The organism is Bacillus sp. Je.9.29.b (assembly GCF_051129925.1).
Classification (GTDB): domain Bacteria; phylum Bacillota; class Bacilli; order Bacillales; family Bacillaceae; genus Bacillus; species Bacillus safensis.
Genome location: NZ_JBCPSO010000005.1, coordinates 279752 through 298517 on the forward strand (window position 1 = coordinate 279752; position 18766 = coordinate 298517).

At 43.0% G+C, this 18766-nt stretch carries 18 protein-coding genes; 2 read left to right on the top strand and 16 right to left on the bottom strand.

The window, feature by feature from the left end:
• Positions 1–41: 41 nt before the first annotated feature.
• The 15 genes from AAZR19_RS12220 to AAZR19_RS12290 form a co-directional block, all read right to left on the bottom strand.
• The gene (locus AAZR19_RS12220; RefSeq protein WP_434703301.1) at positions 42–764 is read right to left on the bottom strand and encodes an SDR family NAD(P)-dependent oxidoreductase; all 723 of its coding nucleotides are present in this window, start codon (positions 762–764) and stop codon (positions 42–44) included.
• Between the two features lie 110 nt (positions 765–874).
• Positions 875–1627: an alpha/beta fold hydrolase gene (locus AAZR19_RS12225; RefSeq protein ID WP_087976278.1), complete on the bottom strand. Its 753-nt coding sequence runs from the start codon at positions 1625–1627 to the stop codon at positions 875–877.
• A 107-nt stretch (positions 1628–1734) separates the two neighbouring features.
• Positions 1735–2616 carry a glycine betaine ABC transporter substrate-binding protein gene (locus tag AAZR19_RS12230; RefSeq protein WP_041106660.1) on the bottom strand — a complete coding sequence of 294 codons (882 nt, stop codon included), beginning with the start codon at positions 2614–2616 and terminating at the stop codon, positions 1735–1737.
• The gene (opuAB, locus tag AAZR19_RS12235; RefSeq protein WP_034283343.1) at positions 2616–3461 is read right to left on the bottom strand and encodes a glycine/proline betaine ABC transporter permease subunit OpuAB; all 846 of its coding nucleotides are present in this window, start codon (positions 3459–3461) and stop codon (positions 2616–2618) included. Before opuAB ends, AAZR19_RS12230 begins: the two co-directional genes overlap by 1 nt.
• A 10-nt stretch (positions 3462–3471) precedes the next feature.
• Positions 3472–4740 carry a glycine/proline betaine ABC transporter ATP-binding protein OpuAA gene (opuAA, locus tag AAZR19_RS12240; protein WP_087976279.1) on the bottom strand — a complete coding sequence of 423 codons (1269 nt, stop codon included), beginning with the start codon at positions 4738–4740 and terminating at the stop codon, positions 3472–3474.
• 399 nt (positions 4741–5139) lie between these two features.
• Positions 5140–6234 (bottom strand): toxic anion resistance protein, encoded by a 1095-nt coding sequence (locus AAZR19_RS12245; RefSeq protein ID WP_024427234.1) that lies wholly within the window; start codon positions 6232–6234, stop codon positions 5140–5142.
• Positions 6235–6248: 14 nt separating this feature from the next.
• Positions 6249–7865, bottom strand: a complete 1617-nt coding sequence (locus AAZR19_RS12250; protein ID WP_218676864.1) for a YceG family protein — start codon at positions 7863–7865, stop codon at positions 6249–6251.
• A gap of 70 nt (positions 7866–7935) precedes the next feature.
• On the bottom strand, positions 7936–8751 hold the full coding sequence (locus AAZR19_RS12255; protein WP_087976280.1) for an HAD family hydrolase: 816 nt from the start codon (positions 8749–8751) through the stop codon (positions 7936–7938).
• Positions 8748–9857, bottom strand: coding sequence for a cysteine protease StiP family protein (locus tag AAZR19_RS12260; protein ID WP_041106668.1), 1110 nt, complete (start codon positions 9855–9857; stop codon positions 8748–8750). Before AAZR19_RS12260 ends, AAZR19_RS12255 begins: the two co-directional genes overlap by 4 nt.
• The gene (locus AAZR19_RS12265; protein ID WP_087976281.1) at positions 9850–11181 is read right to left on the bottom strand and encodes a phosphoribosyltransferase family protein; all 1332 of its coding nucleotides are present in this window, start codon (positions 11179–11181) and stop codon (positions 9850–9852) included. The genes AAZR19_RS12260 and AAZR19_RS12265 overlap by 8 nt, the downstream gene beginning before the upstream one ends.
• Positions 11171–12358: an HpcH/HpaI aldolase/citrate lyase family protein gene (locus AAZR19_RS12270; RefSeq protein ID WP_087976282.1), complete on the bottom strand. Its 1188-nt coding sequence runs from the start codon at positions 12356–12358 to the stop codon at positions 11171–11173. Before AAZR19_RS12270 ends, AAZR19_RS12265 begins: the two co-directional genes overlap by 11 nt.
• 99 nt (positions 12359–12457) lie before the next feature.
• Positions 12458–13237 (bottom strand): TerC family protein, encoded by a 780-nt coding sequence (locus AAZR19_RS12275; RefSeq protein WP_034283214.1) that lies wholly within the window; start codon positions 13235–13237, stop codon positions 12458–12460.
• Between the two features lie 140 nt (positions 13238–13377).
• Complete coding sequence (locus AAZR19_RS12280; protein ID WP_007498343.1) at positions 13378–13956, bottom strand: TerD family protein; 579 nt, start codon at positions 13954–13956, stop codon at positions 13378–13380.
• Between the two features lie 39 nt (positions 13957–13995).
• Positions 13996–14577 (bottom strand): TerD family protein, encoded by a 582-nt coding sequence (locus AAZR19_RS12285; protein WP_039176267.1) that lies wholly within the window; start codon positions 14575–14577, stop codon positions 13996–13998.
• Between the two features lie 20 nt (positions 14578–14597).
• Entirely contained in the window at positions 14598–15200 is a 603-nt protein-coding gene (locus AAZR19_RS12290) for a TerD family protein (RefSeq protein ID WP_024427228.1), read from the bottom strand.
• A 413-nt stretch (positions 15201–15613) separates the two neighbouring features.
• Here AAZR19_RS12290 and AAZR19_RS12295 point away from each other — a divergent pair, with 413 nt between their 5' ends.
• On the top strand, positions 15614–16606 hold the full coding sequence (locus AAZR19_RS12295; protein WP_076840677.1) for an LLM class flavin-dependent oxidoreductase: 993 nt from the start codon (positions 15614–15616) through the stop codon (positions 16604–16606).
• Between the two features lie 210 nt (positions 16607–16816).
• On the top strand, positions 16817–17857 hold the full coding sequence (locus AAZR19_RS12300) for an acyltransferase family protein (protein WP_076840676.1): 1041 nt from the start codon (positions 16817–16819) through the stop codon (positions 17855–17857).
• Positions 17858–17877: 20 nt separating this feature from the next.
• Here AAZR19_RS12300 and AAZR19_RS12305 read toward each other — a convergent pair whose 3' ends face one another.
• Entirely contained in the window at positions 17878–18657 is a 780-nt protein-coding gene (locus AAZR19_RS12305) for a glucose 1-dehydrogenase (protein WP_024427225.1), read from the bottom strand.
• Between the last annotated feature and the right edge of the window lie 109 nt (positions 18658–18766).

The window sequence follows — 18766 nt, forward strand, 5'->3', positions numbered from 1 at the left end:
AGCCACCCGCCTTCTCTTCAGGACGGGTGGTCTGCTTTATATTACGCATTCAGATCTGCCATGGCTGGAACGTTGATTTCTTTCACGCAAGATACCCTTGATAAATGAATCACACATCTCGCAAGCTCCACAATATCCTGAACAGGGATTCTCGTTTCATCATAAAGAGTGATGGCCTTTTCGGCTCCATCCTCATACGGAACCTCCGCAGCCAGCTCTCCTGGATTGATACAGGTGACGGATATTTTATCTTTCCTCACATGCTCTCTCAGTGCATTCACAATTCCGCGCAGACCAAATTTAGATGCAACAAACGAGACCTGCGGCAGGTTTGTATAATCGAGTCCGGCCGTTGAGCCAATCACGATGATTTTCCCATGCTCTGATTTCCTTACGTGCGGAAGCAGTGCCTGGATGTATGTAATAGTTGAGGTGACATTCACATTGATTAAATGTGCAATATCCTCTGGCTGATCGTGATCAAAGGAATAATCGTCTTCAAAGCCTCGTTTTTCCCATAAACCGACGTTATAGATGAGTACATCAATCGTCTTGTTCTCAAGTGCTTCAAGCATATAAGGAATATGCGTTTGGCTTGATAAGTCGATTTTCAGCCAAATTCTATGTACACCGTCATCTATGTTCAAACTGCTTGGTTCACTTCGCGACACAATCCAAACTGTATCTCCACTTGAAGGAAGACCCTTTACAAAAGCATCTCCTAATCCTTGACTTGCACCGAATATGATATAGTTTTTACTCATAGCTCCTCCTTCTATGGCACACATACTGAAAGCGTTTTATACCTATATCATACAGATTCTAAGAGACCGGCGCCCCTTTTATGCTCGTCTTCACTTATTGATTGGCGCGGCTACTGGATTTCCTTTAATTCGACTGGTAATGCACGTGCCTCTATAAAGCTTATGATCATTTCTGTAAAAAGTTCTTTCTTTTCAAAAGTAAATGTATGCCCAATACCGGGAACAACGACGCCTGTTGCCTTCGGATGTGAATTCGTTATTTTTTTTGCTGACCGTTTCATGATGCCTTTTTCTTTTTCTCCCACCGTGACAAGAATGCGTGCCTTCGCTTGCTGAAACGTGTCTGGGAGCTTGTAATGGAGGTTTTCTTGAAACATCGTAAGAAGGGTTTTCTTTTGCAGATGTTTCGATTCCGCCGCATAATGATGCAGTACATGTTGCGGGAGCCCCATCTTTTCGGCTTGGAGCTGGATAAACCAGTCTTTCTTTAATAATGGATACGTCAGTGGCAAGAGGGGTCTCACCATGAAATGGAGCCATGGCAAAGGCATCACAAGGGCGCTATTGATGACGGCTATGTCTACGATATCCGGCTCTCTTGATAACACATCAACGGCAATCTGCGCACCTAAAGAAAATCCAATCAGAATCACTTGACGGCCATTCGCATTTTCCTTAATCCATGAGATGACTTCACGGGTGCTTTCATTCATTGAAAATATCTGTTCTTTTGCTCTTGTCCCGTGTCCAATGAGATCAGGGGCAAAGCATTCATACGTGTCCTTCAATATTTCAACCTGCTCCTGCCACATCCAGCTGCTTACTCCTCCACCATGCAAAAAAATCATGATTGACTTATCCATCGCCCGACAACTCCATCCTTCTATATAAGAAAAAAGCAGCCGCTTTTTGAGCAGACTGCTTTTTCAACATGCTCCCTTCTATTATAAGGGAACCACTACATCATTGACTATTTTTTCAAATCCTCAATGGAGTTTACGTTCTTCATATATGTCGGGACAACTAGCCCCATTCGAAGGCCTTTCATACTTGTACCAAGGTCATCATATTTTCCTTTAAACTTCGCTGCATACGTTTTATGCGTATTTGGCAGCCAAGCAGATAATGATGCATCCGCACTTCCGGTTGCAATTGCTGTCCACATTGGACCTGCTTCAACCTGAGTCAAAGTTACTTTAAACCCGAGTTCACGCAATACTTCTGCTGCAACATTGGTACTTGCAATCTCACTATCCCATGCAACGTAAGCAAGATTGACTTTTCCACCATTCGACTTTTTCACGCCTTTTGTCCATTTCGCTACTTGGTCTTTATGTTTTTTCACATATTTTATGGCGGCATCCTTTGGTTTCACACCATCTTGGATATCCATCATGACTTCGCCCATGTCATCTTGAGACCATTTAAACTGACTAAGCATTTTAGCTGCTTCCGGCTGATCCTTCGCAAAGCCTTTACGTGAAATCGTATGAATTTCTTCCGCTTCACCGTAAGATTTTTTTGGATCATCTAAATATTTTAAATCATAGCGGGAAAACATCCAGTGTGGATTCCAGCCAGTGATAATGATTGGCTTTTTACGGTCGTAAGATTTTTTGAGCGTTGCCGTCATGGCTGCACTTGATGCAGACACAACCGTCCAATCCTCTAAGCCATAATCCTTTTTGGCCTGATCGGTTAGGGCCATAATACCTGAACCCGGATCAATCCCAATAATCGTTTTATTGACCTGCTGTGCTGCACTTGCATTTGAATCCGATTGTGCACCACAAGCTGCTAGTAAAAAGACGAGCAGGGCGGTCATCCCAATGTAGAGAGACTTTTTCCACATTAAGCATTCCCCCTGGTTTTTTTCGTTTTAATGTTTTGGGTAATACGGTCAAGTGTAATCGCCACAATAACAATGGCAATACCTGCTTCAAAACCAATACCTGTTTTCAGCTGCGTTACCGCACTATATACTTCTGAACCAAGTCCTGGTGCACCTACCATTGCCGCAATCACGACCATTGATAGAGCCAGCATGATACTTTGGTTAATACCAGCTAAGATGGTTTTTGTTGCAAGTGGAAGCTGAACTTTGAATAAACGCTGGAATGTCGTTGAACCAAATGCTTCGGTAGCTTCAATTAAATCAGCTGGTACTTGTTTAATACCGAGAATGGTCATACGAATCGTTGGCGGCATGGAGAAAATAACCGATGCCACAACCCCAGGAACAACCCCAATATTAAAGAAGAAGATCGCTGGTAATAGATAAACGAATGCAGGCATTGTCTGCATTAAATCTAAAATAGGTGTCACAATTTTACGCACAGTTTCCTTCTGTGATGCCCAAATACCGATCGGAACCCCGATCACAATGGAAATGACCACAGCGGTCAGAACGAGCGCAAGTGTTTGAAGCATTGGATGCCAGTAGCCTAAATAGTCGATCAGTAAAAATCCAATAAGTGTGAAAAGAGCAACTCCTCTTGTACTGATCCACCAAGCAATGCCGGCAAAGATAAGGGTTAAAATAATGGATGGAATGACGCCAAGTGCAGCTACAATTCCATTTACTGTTCCAGCTAATCCATTTGTGATGCCATCAAAGAAACCACCAAACGTTAATGTTAACCAGTCAACAAACCGATCGATATAATCCGCGAACGGAATTCTAGGTAAATCACTCATACTAAACATCTTATTCTACCTCCTGTGCAGAAGGCTCTTGTGTCTTAATTTCCTCTAGCTTGTTAGAAGACATGTTGATATATTCATCATTACCTGATAATGCACCAATCAATGCACCTCTGACCACAATGCCCTTCATTCTGTTTTTCTCATCTACAACTGCAATTGGAATGTTTGCCGCATCAGACACTGCATCAAAGATTTCTGTTAAATACGTTGATTCCAACACTGTCGTAAACTCTTTATCAAGAACAGTTTCAAGCGATGCACCTGTTTCTGCTGCTTTTTTCGCTGCTTGTGCAGAAATAACACCTAATAAATGCTTTTTCTTATCTACTGCATAGATAGACGAAATCCCAAGGTTTTTCATGAGCGTAAGCGCAACACGTGCCCCTTTATCGATCTGAACTGTTTCTGCACGTTTCATAATATGACCAGCGGTTAATACTTTAGAAAGGTCAACATCTTCAACGAAGCGTTCAACATATTCATTCGATGGATTCATCAGAATTTCTTCTGGTGTTCCGATTTGAACGATATTTCCGTCCTTCATGAGTACAATGCGGTCACCAATACGAAGCGCCTCATCTAAATCATGGGTAATGAAAATGATCGTTTTTCCTACAGATGTATGAAGCTCAAGCAATTCATCCTGCATATCTTTACGAATTAATGGATCTAGTGCGCTGAATGCTTCATCCATTAATAAAATGTCAGGGTCATTTGCTAACGCACGTGCCAATCCAACACGCTGCTGCATACCACCACTTAATTGATTTGGATATTGCTCTTCAAAGCCTTCAAGTCCAACAAGCTTTAAAGATTCAAGCGCTTTTGGTCTGCGCTCTTCTTTATCGACACCTTGCAATTCAAGACCATACTCAGTGTTCTCAAGAATTGTACGGTGCGGGAACAATGCGAAGTTTTGGAAAACCATGCTGATCTTTTTCCGTCTGACTTCACGCAATTGATCCTTTGACATATTTGTTATCATATCCCCATCAATATATATTTCACCGGAGGTTGGTTCGATTAACCTGTTTAGCATCCGCACAAGTGTGGACTTTCCGCTCCCTGATAGCCCCATGATGACAAATATCTCGCCGTCATATACATCAAAATTTGCTCGATTGACACCAACAGTTGCGCCGGTCTCTTTTAGGATTTCTCTTTTTGTTTTCCCTTTTTCAAGCATTTGAGATGCTTTTTTAGCATTTTTACCGAAAATTTTAGATACATTATTTATCTTGATTTTGATATTTCTCTCTTCAGAATTCATATTTTCCCTCCAAATTAGCATCTTTATAACCGTAACATAAGCGTTATGATGCGAACAATCTTTAGAATTCGCTTATTTCCCCACAATATGTATGAATTCCATATAGAGGTCTGGTCATTAGAGTTTATACGCCGTATTACTCGTAAATCCTATAGAATGCTTCATAAACTACATATTTTACGGGGTATTTCCTCTCATCAGACAATATTTTACTGGAAATTCCTAATTGTGCTAAAAAATAAGTCGAATCCTCGTCATAGCGGTTTTTTGAATCATGGGCGAACCATTCCCCTGAACAGGATTTACCCGAAAATGGTCACATAAAAACCTTTTTTCTCAAATTTTATTTAAATTCATAAAAAAACTGCCTGAAACTTTAGTTACAGACAGCTTGTTTTTTTAGGACTCTAGGGCAGCCCGCTTAATATTATCTTGAAGCTCAAGCATACGTTTTGTTCCATCTTCGCGTAATCGCTTGTTCTCTTCTTCAATCTGTTTCGTCTCTTTCATCCCTTGTACAATTGTATTAAAGGAAGATTCGATCGTTTCAATATCGATGCTTGGACGGCCAGATAATTTAGCAATCTCCACACTTTGACTTGAAATGTTTTCAGCATTTCGTTTCAGCATTTCATTTGTTCTTCTATCCAGCTCACTCATAGAATCAGCCACAAGCTTTTGTCTCTTCGCTGTAACAGCTTGAATGATCCCATTTTTGAAAATTGGAATCGTGATGATGAAGGCAGAGTTGATTTTACCGATTAATTTCGTATTCCCGCGCTGAAGCAAACGGATTTGCGGTGCCGTTTGAAGCGCCACCATTCGTGCCATATCAAGGTCATACACACGCTCTTCAAGCGCTTGAATGCCATTACGAAGCGTATCAAGCTCCATTTGTGCCAGCTGGTTTCCACTAGCTGCTTTTTCTTCATATGAAGGAACCAATTGCTTTAATTCTTCGATTTTCATTTGACCGGCTACGACATACTTTTCTAGCTCCAAATAGTATTGAATGTTATGCTCATACATTTCTTCAAGCGTCACAGTCGATTTGGTCATTTCATCTTTATATTTACTAATTTCCACATTAATTTTTTCAATTTCTGCACCGAGCGTTTGATATTTACTGAAAATCTTTTCGATCATACTGCCGCCGCGCTTAAAGATTTTTGACAACAAACCACCCTTCGGTTCGTCAAAATCATTTTTATCAAAGCGATCCATAATCTTACCAAGCTGCGTCAGCATTGTTCCTGAGTCAGTGACGCTTGTTGAACGCATCATTGAAAGGATACGGTCAGAGAACTTAGAGATTTCAACGGCCGGCTGTTTTCCGTATTCAAGCAGTTCCAGCTGATTTTTCGCATCTATTTGTCTCGCAATATTTTGCACTTCTGGTTCATTGCGAAGCTGAACGCGAATATCGTCTGCCTTCTCAATCGTGATTTCCTCTTTATCAATTGAAATGATGTCATTTCCGTTTGTATTTGTCATAAGCTTTGATCTCCTTATCGGTTTTTAATGGATTGAAATAACTTTCTAACGATGGACGGCTCTTTAAACTCCTGGTTCATGACCATCTCATCAAGCCAATGGGTATCAAATAATTGGTCATCGATATACCGTTCGATACACTGATATCCCGCCGGATGATATACGAAAAGATCCACACCCATTTCATTTAGGAAAATCAGGGCGGCCGCATCAGAACGAGTCAGCTCACCATTATATTCCGTATGGTATAAAATCACTTTCGGTACGGTTTGTGCGTAATCAAAGGTTTGAATCAGTTCAATGATATCCTGGCTTAAATGCAGAACCTGCTTGAATAAATAAATACGGACATCTAATTCGGTTTCATTGCCTTCTTTTAATAGCTTCGGATGCTGACAGATTCGAGATATCGCCTCTGCAATCGCACGCTGCGTACCCTCATATAGATGAGAAAACTGCCACACATTGCTTTTCATTAATAAGTCAGGATCAATCTCTCCAGTAGAAGAAAGTGCATGCTGATAATGAAATTGATAATTCGATGTCACTTCTTTCGTAAAAGGAAAATGGCGAATGGTCTTCGTCTCTTTCCCTTCCATTAACGTATGGATGCGATCCCAGTATTCACGCTTGTCTCGTGTGACACCCATCATTTTCGCAAAGAGATTTGGAATCTGTATCGTGTCCCGGTCTGCTTTGAAATTGGGGCGGATAAAGGATCGTTCCTTTGCGATTAAAAACAGCTCATCATACGTTGTCTTCAGCGTAATAGAATGAGGAGTATGATCTCTGAATTGCCACGGCTTATAGAGCATTGAATCTTCCGTGTGAAGCACCTCTTCAAGCTCTCTTGTCGAGCGGTACGCCACCGTTGATTTCCTCTCAGGCCTTTCAGTAGGGAACGGCTCAAGCTTTGAAGTCCCCGGGTACTGATCAATAAAAGTCAGCTTTTCTTCTGGATCTAATTCGCGGAACGAATCCTCGCCTTCTGGATGAAATAGCACAACATCACAGCCAATCAGCATGACATAGTAAAGAAAATAAAGCTGACTTTTATTCGCCTCTCCATACCAAATGACAGCCGGCATTTTTTCTTCGATATTGACTTCCTTCAGCCATGGACCTAGATGGTTATTTGAAAACTTCACGACATCCAGCAGAACCCGGCGGAAATCAGGATGCTGAAATCCACCTTCATGCATCTGCTTGAAATGCTCAAACACCTTGATCAATGAAAGACGAATATGCCGGTTCATTACAGGGTTTGGATGGCGTACAATCAGCTGTTCACCATCTAAAAAAGCCACAAAGCGATTCACGGACAATCCCTTTTCTTCTTGGTTAATCAAATGAATGCGCTGCAGCGCTTGAAAATGCTCTGGCTCAATATGACGATTGAGCGTTTCACTTAAAATATGCATGCCGTCTGTTTCGTATAATTCATGTAAATAAATAAAATAATCGGTTGCATCATGCGGAGTTCCAAGGACCCGGGCGGCGAGACGCGGCAAGGACAACGTATGCTCGTCCTTTACATAACCGTCTCTTTCAGGGAGCGGCTTTTTCAGCACGTTTTTCCAGGCTTCCTGCTCCGCCCGTGTATGGGTGACATTGATTTCTTTATAACTCACGCCGCTCCTTCCTTTCTCCTATATTTTCTCGAAAGCTACTACTATCATATCATTCAGCCTTCTACTTCTGCTATCGAATCGAAGGCTTTTTTGCGTTCATCATCTGCTCGATGACACAAGCGGTGATTTCATCTGCTGCGGCCATGCCAGATGCTGCTGTCGGCTCAAGGTCTGGGTCAAAGCCGAGAACTTCTCCATGCCTTGGGGCAAAGCCCATATCTGATTGACGAATGAGCCCCGCATCTAACAGAGAATCACCCGCACCATAGACGTATTCTAGCTGCAGCCTGTCCTTTAGAAAAGCAACAGCATCCCACTTATTAAGCGGCTGTGGAATAAAATAAAGCTTCCGTCCCTGAAGAGAAACCTGCCATCCTCTCTCCTCACCCCACAGCTTCAATTCAGTAAGTGGAATGTGAGATAGATACTCCTCTTTCATAATCAAATAAAGGAATCTTCCCTCTGCTGTACGGGTACGCTTCACCCATGCCGCAACTGGAAGCTCGGAGATCGCCCTCAGCATCTCTCTGACTGGCATACACTCCCTAAGTCTCTCATCAACAATGGCCTGCCAATCCTCAAGCGGCTTGCCATGATGAAGAATACAGCCCCCGTTTGTTGTGACAGCATACTCCGGTATAAGCTCTTGCTCAAAGAAGGTGATTCGTTCATACTGTGCGGTTGTTCTTGTCGTCACTGGAATGAACCAGCCTGATTGATGAATCGTCTGCAAAGATTTTTTCGTTTCAACAGACATATAGGAAAGCGGCCGTTCGTCCAGCACCTCAACTAAATCATACTCTCCTTCATACGCATACTGGTCAAGCACTCGATGTGAGTAAATCAGCGTCCGGTCTAAATCACTGGCAAATGCAAATGTCTTCATGACGTTTGCTCCAGCGGGCGAATTAACCCACAGCACGTGTAGGACATATTGGCATATTCAATGACAGGAACCCCTCTGTCCTCAGCCAAAAGCAAAATATGCTTCAGCTTTTCCTGAGATCCAGGCTGAATCAAGATTTTCCAAGGGATTCTTCTAAGCAGCACGCGGGTCGTCTCACCAACTCCCGGCTTAATCAAATGGGTATTTTCAATTTGAAACTCCTGACCGATTGCTTCAATGGATGCCATTCCCCGCCAATCTGCCGGCGTTCCCTGCGAGAGTATGGTTTCTGCTTTCTCTTGTACATTTGGTCCGAGGCTGGAAAATGCTTGTTCAATTGTATCCACATATAGATTGGACACATCCTCATCAAGCAGCTCTTTATAATACTTTGCCCCATGGAAATCATCGGCATTGATCCAGCGGTTGTTTAGTACCGTACGACTGACAAGCCCTGATACCGTCGAATTTAGGCAGGCACTTGGAATGAGAAAGTCCTCTCTCGTTCCGTATACATGTGTACAATAGCCGGGGTCTGCCAGCACAGCCAGTTCACTCGAGAGACGTACACCATACTTTTTTTCAAAATCAAGAACAGCTTTTTGGAGCTCTTTCGAAATCGCCCCTTTTCCAGTCCATCCATCGATAAAAGCAATTTCAAAACCTGGATGTTCTTTCAGCATATAATGCAGTGCATTCTCGTCTATTCCGCGGTCGCGAATAATAGAGATGCTGTAATGAGGCAGATCGACACCATACGTCTTTCGAATATATCGTTTGATCAGCACCCCGATCGGTGTCCCCGCACGCGCCAAACTGCAAAGCACGGTTTGGAAGCCTCGCTTTTTCACAATCTGTTCTGCTACAACAGCTACTGCTTCTGCTACCTTTTCCTTACTTTCTTCAAGAGATTGATAGAATAAAGTCATATAAGATGCCGTTGGTTTGTACTCAATTGGCAGCATTTCTGAATAATGCGCACCGCTCTGAATCGAACGCTCCCGCTCCTCTGTACTTTTCTCCATCTCAATAGAGGATAAATCTTTGAGTAAGAAGGTTACATCCTGCTCTGGATAGCTCCCCATCTTTGTATACACATTAGCCATTCACCTTCACCTCGTCTGATAAAGTCACAATATGCACATGCTTCACATGCCGCTCAGCAAATAAGTGAACAAGCGGAAGCAATGACTCCTGAGAGACCTTTTTCTCAAAAAAGAGAAATACATCATCATATTCACCTTTTGGAATGTTGTACACGTAGTGCTGAATTCGGGCATCCTCTGGATTCATAAAGGTAAACCCATTTTGGACAGCGTATCCATCCTTTTCGACTGGGTGAATAGGGCTTCTCGTTGTTGAATGAAAGAGAACACCTTGCCCCATGTGTGCAGACAGTCTCATTGGCACATACATCAGCTCACCTGTCCCTAAGCAGAGTGTTTGTTTTCCTTTGCGTTCCTGCCGCAGCTTCAATCCCGCTTCAGCAGCTGCTTGGTCGAGCGCTTCCGTATCTGCTGCATTTAAACCAAAACGGCCCGTTTCATGTATATATGGCGAATGACCAGCCGAATTTGCTGCATGAGAAAGTGAATATGGCACCTGCTTAAAGAAAGATTGAAGAGAGTGAAAAGAGAGACTTGGCTGCTTCTCTTGCTCCGCAATCTCATACGAATAAGCTGGCTCATCGAGCGTCTTGCCTCGAAAAATCATCTGCCCTTTTAATAAAGACAATGATGTGATGTGAATTCCAAGCTCCTCTTCAAGCTGGCACATGGCTTTCTCATGCTCCTCCGTCCGCCAGTCCAAAATGGAAAGAATGGTATAAGAATGCCTTGGATACTTTGCGTGAAGGTCACGAATGATGTTGATATTGGTACGGCCTGTCGTGACTTCATCATCTACTAACACGATGGGGCGGTCTGTGCGAAGTAATGCTTCGTCTGCATAACAAAGCTGATCTGTTGCATGCGAATGTTCTTCTTCAAATACCAATGACGGGTCAAGATCCAGCAGCTGTTCACGTGTCGTATGAATGTATGATGCGCCTTCTATCACATCATACACACCATGTCCAAGGGCTGTTGCCGTTTCCGCAAAGCCGATGACGACAGGCACATTGCCAGCTGAAAGCTTTTCTTCTTTGAGTGTTTCATAGGCTGCCGTTAACACCGTGTGATCATCCGTCTTGAGTGCCTCGACGATAAAATCTTGGTGCAGGGGCGTCTTTCCCGTTTGCTCTTTGGCATATGCCATCGCTAAAAGACCCGAGACAAGGAGCGGTTTTACTGGATGAACAGGAATATGCTTTCCAAGCACCCTACTAACGAATAAAAAGGCTCTTTTTTTGTTCACCCTTGCCGCCATCTCAAAAAGATGCTCTTTTTCCAGCTGGAGCTCACCCTCTTTGAGGTCAAGCTCAACCTCCATATGTTCCAAGATGTTCAGCGTATGCCGCTTCTGATTCTGTGAGTATGTCGATATAGCTTCTATTTTCATGAAACACCCCGTAAATGTCTGACTTAATTAAAATGTGCTCTGCCCACCTGTAATGGGGCTTCGTTTCATTCATCTTATTAGAGAAAGCACTCTTCATCACGCCAACTGTGCCGTCGGCATGTTCCAGAATGCTTAATGCATCCAAGTACTCTTCCTTTGTCACAACGTACATGCTTTGCACTGGCTTGAGATGTGTTGGATGGATCACTGTCTTTCCATGTATGCCGTTGGCTACATCGAGTCTTGTCTCTTTGAGTAAACCTTGTACGTCATCGAATTCAGATAAGGACAGCTCACCGCCCTTAGAAAGCGCACGGATGAAAGGTTTTTGTTCCTTTCTTGCAGGGCCAAAATGCTCCCATACAGCACCTGATACAACAAAGGAACGGCCAAAATAATTGATAATATCTGTGATCAAATCAGCAATCAATCTGATTTCATAGATGGTGGTGTCGCGATCACGGCGAATGCCATGTAGGCCGCAAAGATCCGTTGCCCCAATACGAATATTCAAAATATATTCTTCATCATTCAGCATGATCTGCTTTAACTCAGACAGCACCGTATATCTTGTTTCTTTTTCTAATAAATCGGGTGTTTCCAAAATGGGCATACCGTACAGCGTTGTCTTCGTTTGTGCGGACGCCTGTTTCAAGCTGTCCAAATAATCCTTCGCATTATGAATAGAACACTTTGGAAATACAAAGCCCGTCAATAAACGAAGAGATGGACCAAGCAAATCTGCCATTTTCAGCAGCTGCTCCGGCGAACGAACCCGAATAAATAAAAGCGGTATTTTTTCAGCCGTTTCAGGTGTATGCGTCAATTTGTCCGACAGTTTGGCGAGTTGTACCACTAGATTCTGTTCAGCCAGTTCCACTTCTTGATCACCGATGGCATCCTCTAAACAAAATACAACAGAGCAAAGCGCTTCATATTTCTGCGACAGCAGCATGTCTGCTATATCCTGTCTTGTCGCAGGCATATACAAAGTAGCACCTAATGCATGCGCAAGTACGTGCCTTGGCGTCATCAAATGCATCGCCCCCGGCCGTTTGAAGAAAATATCGTGCTGCCTCGCCTCTGATAAAAACTGAAAATACCGCATGCTGTGCCACCTCCTGTTGTTGAGAGAAAATCGAACAAATGACTTGATGATTCAAAAAAGGATGGAGCCGCTAATCAACTCCATTCCTTTTTGATCGTCCTATTCTTCTTTTGAAGCCGCAGCTTCGTTTGTCACTTCTTGATGTTTCTTCTTATTGATCTTATGAACAATAAACGTTCCGATAAATGCTAGGATAATAATCGCAAAGAATACAAGATGCGGGATTTCAATGTGAGCAGCACTCAAGCCCATTTTGATCGCAATGATCCCGATGAGAATAAACGCTGTATTCTCGAGCTCTGGGATACGATCAATGAGAACAAGGAATAACTGCGCGACTGTACGCATCATGAGAATTCCAAGCATTCCGCCTAATAGTAGAATCCATACTTCCTCAGATACAGCAAATGCTGCAAGAATACTATCAACCGAGAAGGCAAGGTCCATAATTTCAACAGAAATAACGGTTGCCCAGAACACACCAAAGACACGAACCATCCAGCCTTCTTTTTTCAGTTCCTTCGCTTCATCATCGCCGTCACCTAACCAGAAGTGCTTAATCACAAGCCATGCTAAGTAAGCAGCTCCGAGGACCTTAATCCACCAGAACTTAATAAGCAGCATCCCTACGCCAATGAATAGAAAACGGAAGAAATAAGCGCCAATTAATCCGTAGGTTAATGCCTTTTTACGCTGCTTTTCTGGTAAATGTTTCACCATCACAGCTAATACAAGTGCGTTATCTGCTGATAACAATCCTTCAAGCACGACAAGAGTCCCAATAAGCCCCCAAGAGACAGGGTCTGTTAATACCTCTGCCCACATATGCCAATCAAAAAACGAGGCATATGTATCCAACATATGTTTCAAAATGTCCAACTGGTTTTCCTCCTATAAGTGTAGAAGCATCAGCAGGCTTTCGCCTGCTGCTATTCTTGATCGCTGTTTCTTTCTCACTTAGGAAAAGGCCCTCATATGAGCTTTTGACAGCATCTCTTGAATTGATTTGTTTCTCTTATTTACACTTCTAACCCATAATTTTGACAAAGAGCTGCAAGTCCGCCAGAGAATCCGCTTCCGATCGCGTTAAACTTCCAATCACTTCCGTGGCGGTACAATTCACATACCACAACAGCTGTTTCAATTGAGAAGTCTTCGCCTAAATCGAAGCGAATCAATTCTTCCCCGCCCTCTTCATTTACAACACGAACAAATGCATTAGAGACTTGTCCAAAATTCTGGCTGCGCGCCTCTGCATCATGGATCGTAACTGTAATTCCGATACGATCAATGTTAGCAGGAATTTTCGAGAAATCAACGAGAATTTGCTCGTCATCTCCATCTCCTTCACCCGTACGGTTATCACCTGTATGAGTGACACTGCCGCTCGGATGCTGAAGGTTATTATAGAATACAAAATCTGTATCTTGCTGACAACGATTGTTTGCATCCACCAAGAAAGCCGAAGCGTCCAAATCAAATTCGGCTCCGCCAGAATATTTATTCGTATCCCAGCCAAGACCGATCATCACTTTCGTCAGCCCTGGGTTGGTTTTGGTTAAATCGACACGTTGTCCTTTTGAAAGCTGAATCGCCATATTCGTATCTCTCCTGTCTTTGAAAATAGGAAGTTATCGTTATCCGATATCTAAGCCGAAGTCCGTTGCAATGCGGGCAAGACCGCCTTGATAGCCTGATCCGACAGCTGAGAATTTCCATTCCCCGCCATGACGGTATAATTCACCTACAATAATGGCTGTCTCAATTGAGAAATCCTCTGCCAAATCGTAGCGAATGAGTTCTTCATTCGATGCTGCATTTAAAATACGTACATATGCGTTAGACACTTGTCCGAAATTTTGACTGCGCGCTTCTGCATCATGAATTGTAATGACAAATGAAATCTTCTCAATACTTGCTGGTACAGCTGCAAGGTCAACATTGACCTGCTCGTCATCTCCGTCCCCTTCGCCAGTGCGGTTATCGCCTGTATGTACGACACTTCCGCCTCCGCCAGTTGTTTGATTGTAAAAGACAAAGTCAGATGGAGAGCTTGCTTTACCTGCCGCATCTAAAAGGAAAACACTTGCGTCTAGATCAAAGTCATGTCCGCCGTCATACTTATTGACGTCCCAGCCAAGACCGACGACTACTTTTGTTAAACCCGGATTCGTTTTTGTTAAATCAATTTTTTGACCTTTCGCTAAAGAAATTCCCACTAGGAACCTCTCCCTTCTGTTTAAATATAGTTTCTCGTAATATCGGCAAGCTTCGCATCATTTGTACCATTTCCAAGCGCCGCAAACTTCCACTCATTCTCATGGCGATAAAGTTCTCCGACGATTAACGAAGTTTTTCCTGCATAGTCATCTTTTAAATTATATTTCACTAATTCTTGATTGTTAGAACGATCAACGATGCGAATGTAAGCATTTTGAATCATACCAAAGTGTTGGTTTCTTCTAAGGGCATCATAAATGTTGACGACAAACACCAATTTGTTCACATTGCCCGGCACCTTGCTCAAGTTGACGAGGACTTGTTCATCATCTCCGTCTCCTTCACCAGTCAGGTTGTCACCTGTATGCTCCACACTGCCGCATTTGCTTTTTAGGTTGCCAAAATAAATCAAATCTTTATTTTCCGTAAACTTATCATTTTTCAGCATGAGCACTGAAGCATCACAATCAACATCAGCGCCGCCTCCGCCGCCAAACAGCTTTCCTAAAAATCCGCCGCCTTGTGAGACAGGGTCCCAGCCAAGTCCAACAAGAATATTTGTTAGCCCTGTTTTCCCTTTTGTTAAATCAATACGTTGACCTTTTTCTAATGTAATCGCCAAATCAATCACTCCTCCAGCATAATAAAAATCTATTTATTAAGCGATGGACCCTATTAAAATCATCATACATGAAAATTCGACAAAATTCATGAAATGACATTGGAGCCTCTTACTCTTTTTTCTATTTACTAGTATATACGATCTATGTTCAAGATAGGTTTCAAACACTTTATATTTTTTTAACGAAAGATGCACATTGGAAATGGTTCATGTCGTTAATGAAGTGTTTCATGTGAAACATTGTCGAAAAATCACGGTGAACAGCTCTTGCTGATAAGGAGCGTATTGATGTGGTTTCATATGTTGATATAGAAAGATAAAAGCAAGGGATCAAAGGATAAACCCTTTCGTTTCCTTCCATCCATGGATTTCTTTATACTTATATTCAGCATGTTGATGAAAGGATGTTGATGATGCCATCACTTCATATATTAGATCAAGTCGCCATTCCTAAAGGTCAGTCTGCTCAGGAGACATTGATTCATACAACGCAGCTGGCCCAGCTGGCTGAAACGCTTGGGTATGAGCGCTATTGGTTCGCTGAACACCACAGCACAAGGGGGCTCGCTAGTACAGCGCCTGAAATATTAATGGCTCATATTGCGGCTCATACAACGACCTTGCGTACCGGATCTGGCGGTATTTTACTTCCTCAGTACAGTCCTTTTAAAGTAGCAGAGGTCACGCGGCAGCTTGAAGCCCTTTATCCTGGACGGATTGAGATTGGTGTCGGCAAATCTCCGGGCGGGATCGAAAGGACGAGACTCGCTTTGACGGACGGCGTGCATAAAGATCTGTCTCAGTTTGACCGCCAGCTGAAGGACCTTCTTTTTTACTTATCAGACAGCCTGCCTTCTGGTCATCCGCATGCAGGCGTGAAAGCTGCTCCGCTTGTTGATGCTCATCCGCCAGTTTGGCTGCTCGGACTTGGAGAAAATAGTGCCGTGCAGGCGGCGGAGCTTGGAATCAACTATATTTTTGGCCACTTTATCCATCCTGCACGCGGCACACAAGCATTTGAGACGTATCGATCACACTTTTCTCCATCTGTCTTTTCTAGGCAGCCACAATCTATGTTTGCCGTCTTTGTCATCTGCGGTGAAACAGATGAAGAAGCAGACAGGATCGCCAGCAGTACAGATTTATGGCTGCTTCGTGTTGAAAAAGGACTGGACAGCCGAGTTCCTTCTATAGAAGAAGCAAATGCGTATCACTACACCACACAGGAGAAGAAAAAAGTGCTGCAAAACCGCCATCGGATGATTGTCGGCTCGAAGAAAACGGTGAAAGAGCAACTACAGACCTTGATGGACCGCTATCAAACGGATGACATCATGATTCTGAACAATTCCTTTGATCCGATCGAAAAACAACGTTCCTTCAAGCGAATAGCAGAATTATTTTGAAGCCAGCTTTTCAGGCTTCTTTTTTACATTGTCATAAAAAATGGGAAATGTAACATCAAGATGTCAAAATCCTTCCGTCTGTCATCTGATCGCAAATGTGTCTTCTAATCGTTAGCGAACTGTAAACGCATAAGTGGTGTACCTTTTATATAGTAGAGGTACATATTCAATGAACGGTTTACGACGCTGAGAAAGAAGGAGATGACAGACATGAAAAAGAGACTCGATTGGGTTGATGCAGCTAAAGGAATTGGCATTCTGCTCGTGGTCATGGCGCATGTGCCCATTCCAGATTCGCTCAAGCAATTCATTTACTCTTTTCATATGCCGCTTTTCTTTTTACTATCAGGCATGATGTTTCGATCATCCTCATCCCCTGCTCTGTCATTTATTCAGAAAAAGACCAAAAGCTTACTCTTGCCCTATCTCTATTTCTCCATCATTACGTATGTATTTTGGTTCTCCGTTACCCGTTTTTTTGCATTCAAGGGACAAACGGATATTGATCCTTTCGTTCCGTTTACAGGTATTTTCATATCCAATGCAGATGAAGCAAGACTCACACATAACCCAGCGATTTGGTTTTTAACGACGCTCTTTTTAGTGGAAATTTTATTTTTCTTTATGCATCGTCTTTCAAAAGGAAAACCCGCTGCCGTGATCTTGCTGACTGTTCTTTGCGGAGGTGCTGGATATGCCTCTACCTTGCTTTTAGATCAAAGTCTTCCTTGGAACGCCAATGTCGCCTTGACGGCTGTTGTGTTTTATTCGATTGGATTTTTAGCAAAGCAGTGGTTTGTGGAATTAAAAACAGATCCAACTCTTCTTTTATGTACAGGTCTGCTTGTGCTAACGGCTTACATGCAGAGCTTTAATTCACGGATCGATATGCGCGTCAACGACTACGGTGATCTCTTTATTTTCTATGCATGTGCTCTGCTCGGTTCAGCTGCCGTGATTTATTTAAGCTTTAAATTGAAAACATCCCCTATTTTGACGTATCTAGGACGTAATTCTATTGTCATTCTTGTCTTGCAGTTTGCCGGCATCGATATCATGAAAGCATTTGTTTTTTATGGACTTGGTATCAATATTGCTGATACAGCGCAGCTCTCTTGGACACTTTTTTACACGATCGGCACATTGCTGCTCATGGTGCCATGCATCTCCTTCCTGAGCAAATACCCGATGCTGCTCGGCAAAACAGCCAAAGCCGCACAACGCTACGAACAAAAAACATCCGCCGGCTGAACAGGCGGATGTTTTTTGAATTAATCATTGATTTGAGAAGGATAAAGTGTCATTCCACCATCCACAAATAAGGTGGTGCCTGTGATATACGCCGCTTCCTTAGAAACGAGGAATGCAGCAGCGGCCCCAATCTCCTTCGGTTCACCAAAGGTTCTCATCGGAATTTTCTCAAGCTGCTTTTGTTTTTTCAATTCATCCTGTAAATCATCATTCGATTCGGTTGCCATGGTACCCGGCGCAATCGCGTTGATTCGAATACCTGCTTCGGCATAATCAAGAGCCAGCGTCTTCGTCATCATATTCATTCCGCCTTTTGAAGTGGAATAATGAACATTGAACGGGCGCGGAATTTCCTGATGGACACTGGAAATATTTAAAATAGACCCTTTGATGTCATGCTCCATCATATAGGCGAGCGCAGCCTTTGCGCCTAAAAATGCACCTGTTATGTTCACATCGATGACGTTTTGCCATTGCTCCAGCGTCATCTCATGCGGCAGCGCTTCTTCGCCGTTGAAGCCTGAATTATTGACGAATACATCTACTGTACCGAAATGCTCCAGTGCTGTATCCATGATGGCTTGGATGCCTTCCTCTTTGGAGACATCTGCGTGTACTTTCACCGCCCCACCTCCATGCTTCTGAATGGCTTGTACGGTCTCTTCAGCTCCATCTTCATCGCCTTTATAGTTCACAACCACATTCATTTCCTCTTGTCCAAACCGCAATGCGATCGCTTGTCCAATTCCTTTTGAAGAGCCTGTGACAATGGCTGTTTTCCCTTTTAAATCTTGATACATCTTCATTTCCTCCATTCACGTGCTTCATCTTGCTGATACACAATGGTTACCCATTTTGGAAAAAACAAAAACACAACCCTCTGCATTCGTACTCTAAGAGGGTTGTGCG

Bases quoted from the DNA above. Each gene is read 5' to 3' on its own strand.
- AAZR19_RS12220 (WP_434703301.1), bottom strand. From the start codon at position 764: ATGAGTAAAAACTATATCATATTCGGTGCAAGTCAAGGATTAGGAGAT.
- AAZR19_RS12225 (WP_087976278.1), bottom strand. From the start codon at position 1,627: ATGGATAAGTCAATCATGATTTTTTTGCATGGTGGAGGAGTAAGCAGC.
- AAZR19_RS12230 (WP_041106660.1), bottom strand. From the start codon at position 2,616: ATGTGGAAAAAGTCTCTCTACATTGGGATGACCGCCCTGCTCGTCTTT.
- opuAB (WP_034283343.1), bottom strand. From the start codon at position 3,461: ATGAGTGATTTACCTAGAATTCCGTTCGCGGATTATATCGATCGGTTT.
- opuAA (WP_087976279.1), bottom strand. From the start codon at position 4,740: ATGAATTCTGAAGAGAGAAATATCAAAATCAAGATAAATAATGTATCT.
- AAZR19_RS12245 (WP_024427234.1), bottom strand. From the start codon at position 6,234: ATGACAAATACAAACGGAAATGACATCATTTCAATTGATAAAGAGGAA.
- AAZR19_RS12255 (WP_087976280.1), bottom strand. From the start codon at position 8,751: ATGAAGACATTTGCATTTGCCAGTGATTTAGACCGGACGCTGATTTAC.
- AAZR19_RS12260 (WP_041106668.1), bottom strand. From the start codon at position 9,857: ATGGCTAATGTGTATACAAAGATGGGGAGCTATCCAGAGCAGGATGTA.
- AAZR19_RS12265 (WP_087976281.1), bottom strand. From the start codon at position 11,181: ATGGAGGTTGAGCTTGACCTCAAAGAGGGTGAGCTCCAGCTGGAAAAA.
- AAZR19_RS12270 (WP_087976282.1), bottom strand. From the start codon at position 12,358: ATGCGGTATTTTCAGTTTTTATCAGAGGCGAGGCAGCACGATATTTTC.
- AAZR19_RS12280 (WP_007498343.1), bottom strand. From the start codon at position 13,956: ATGGCGATTCAGCTTTCAAAAGGACAACGTGTCGATTTAACCAAAACC.
- AAZR19_RS12295 (WP_076840677.1), top strand. From the start codon at position 15,614: ATGCCATCACTTCATATATTAGATCAAGTCGCCATTCCTAAAGGTCAG.
- AAZR19_RS12300 (WP_076840676.1), top strand. From the start codon at position 16,817: ATGAAAAAGAGACTCGATTGGGTTGATGCAGCTAAAGGAATTGGCATT.
- AAZR19_RS12305 (WP_024427225.1), bottom strand. From the start codon at position 18,657: ATGTATCAAGATTTAAAAGGGAAAACAGCCATTGTCACAGGCTCTTCA.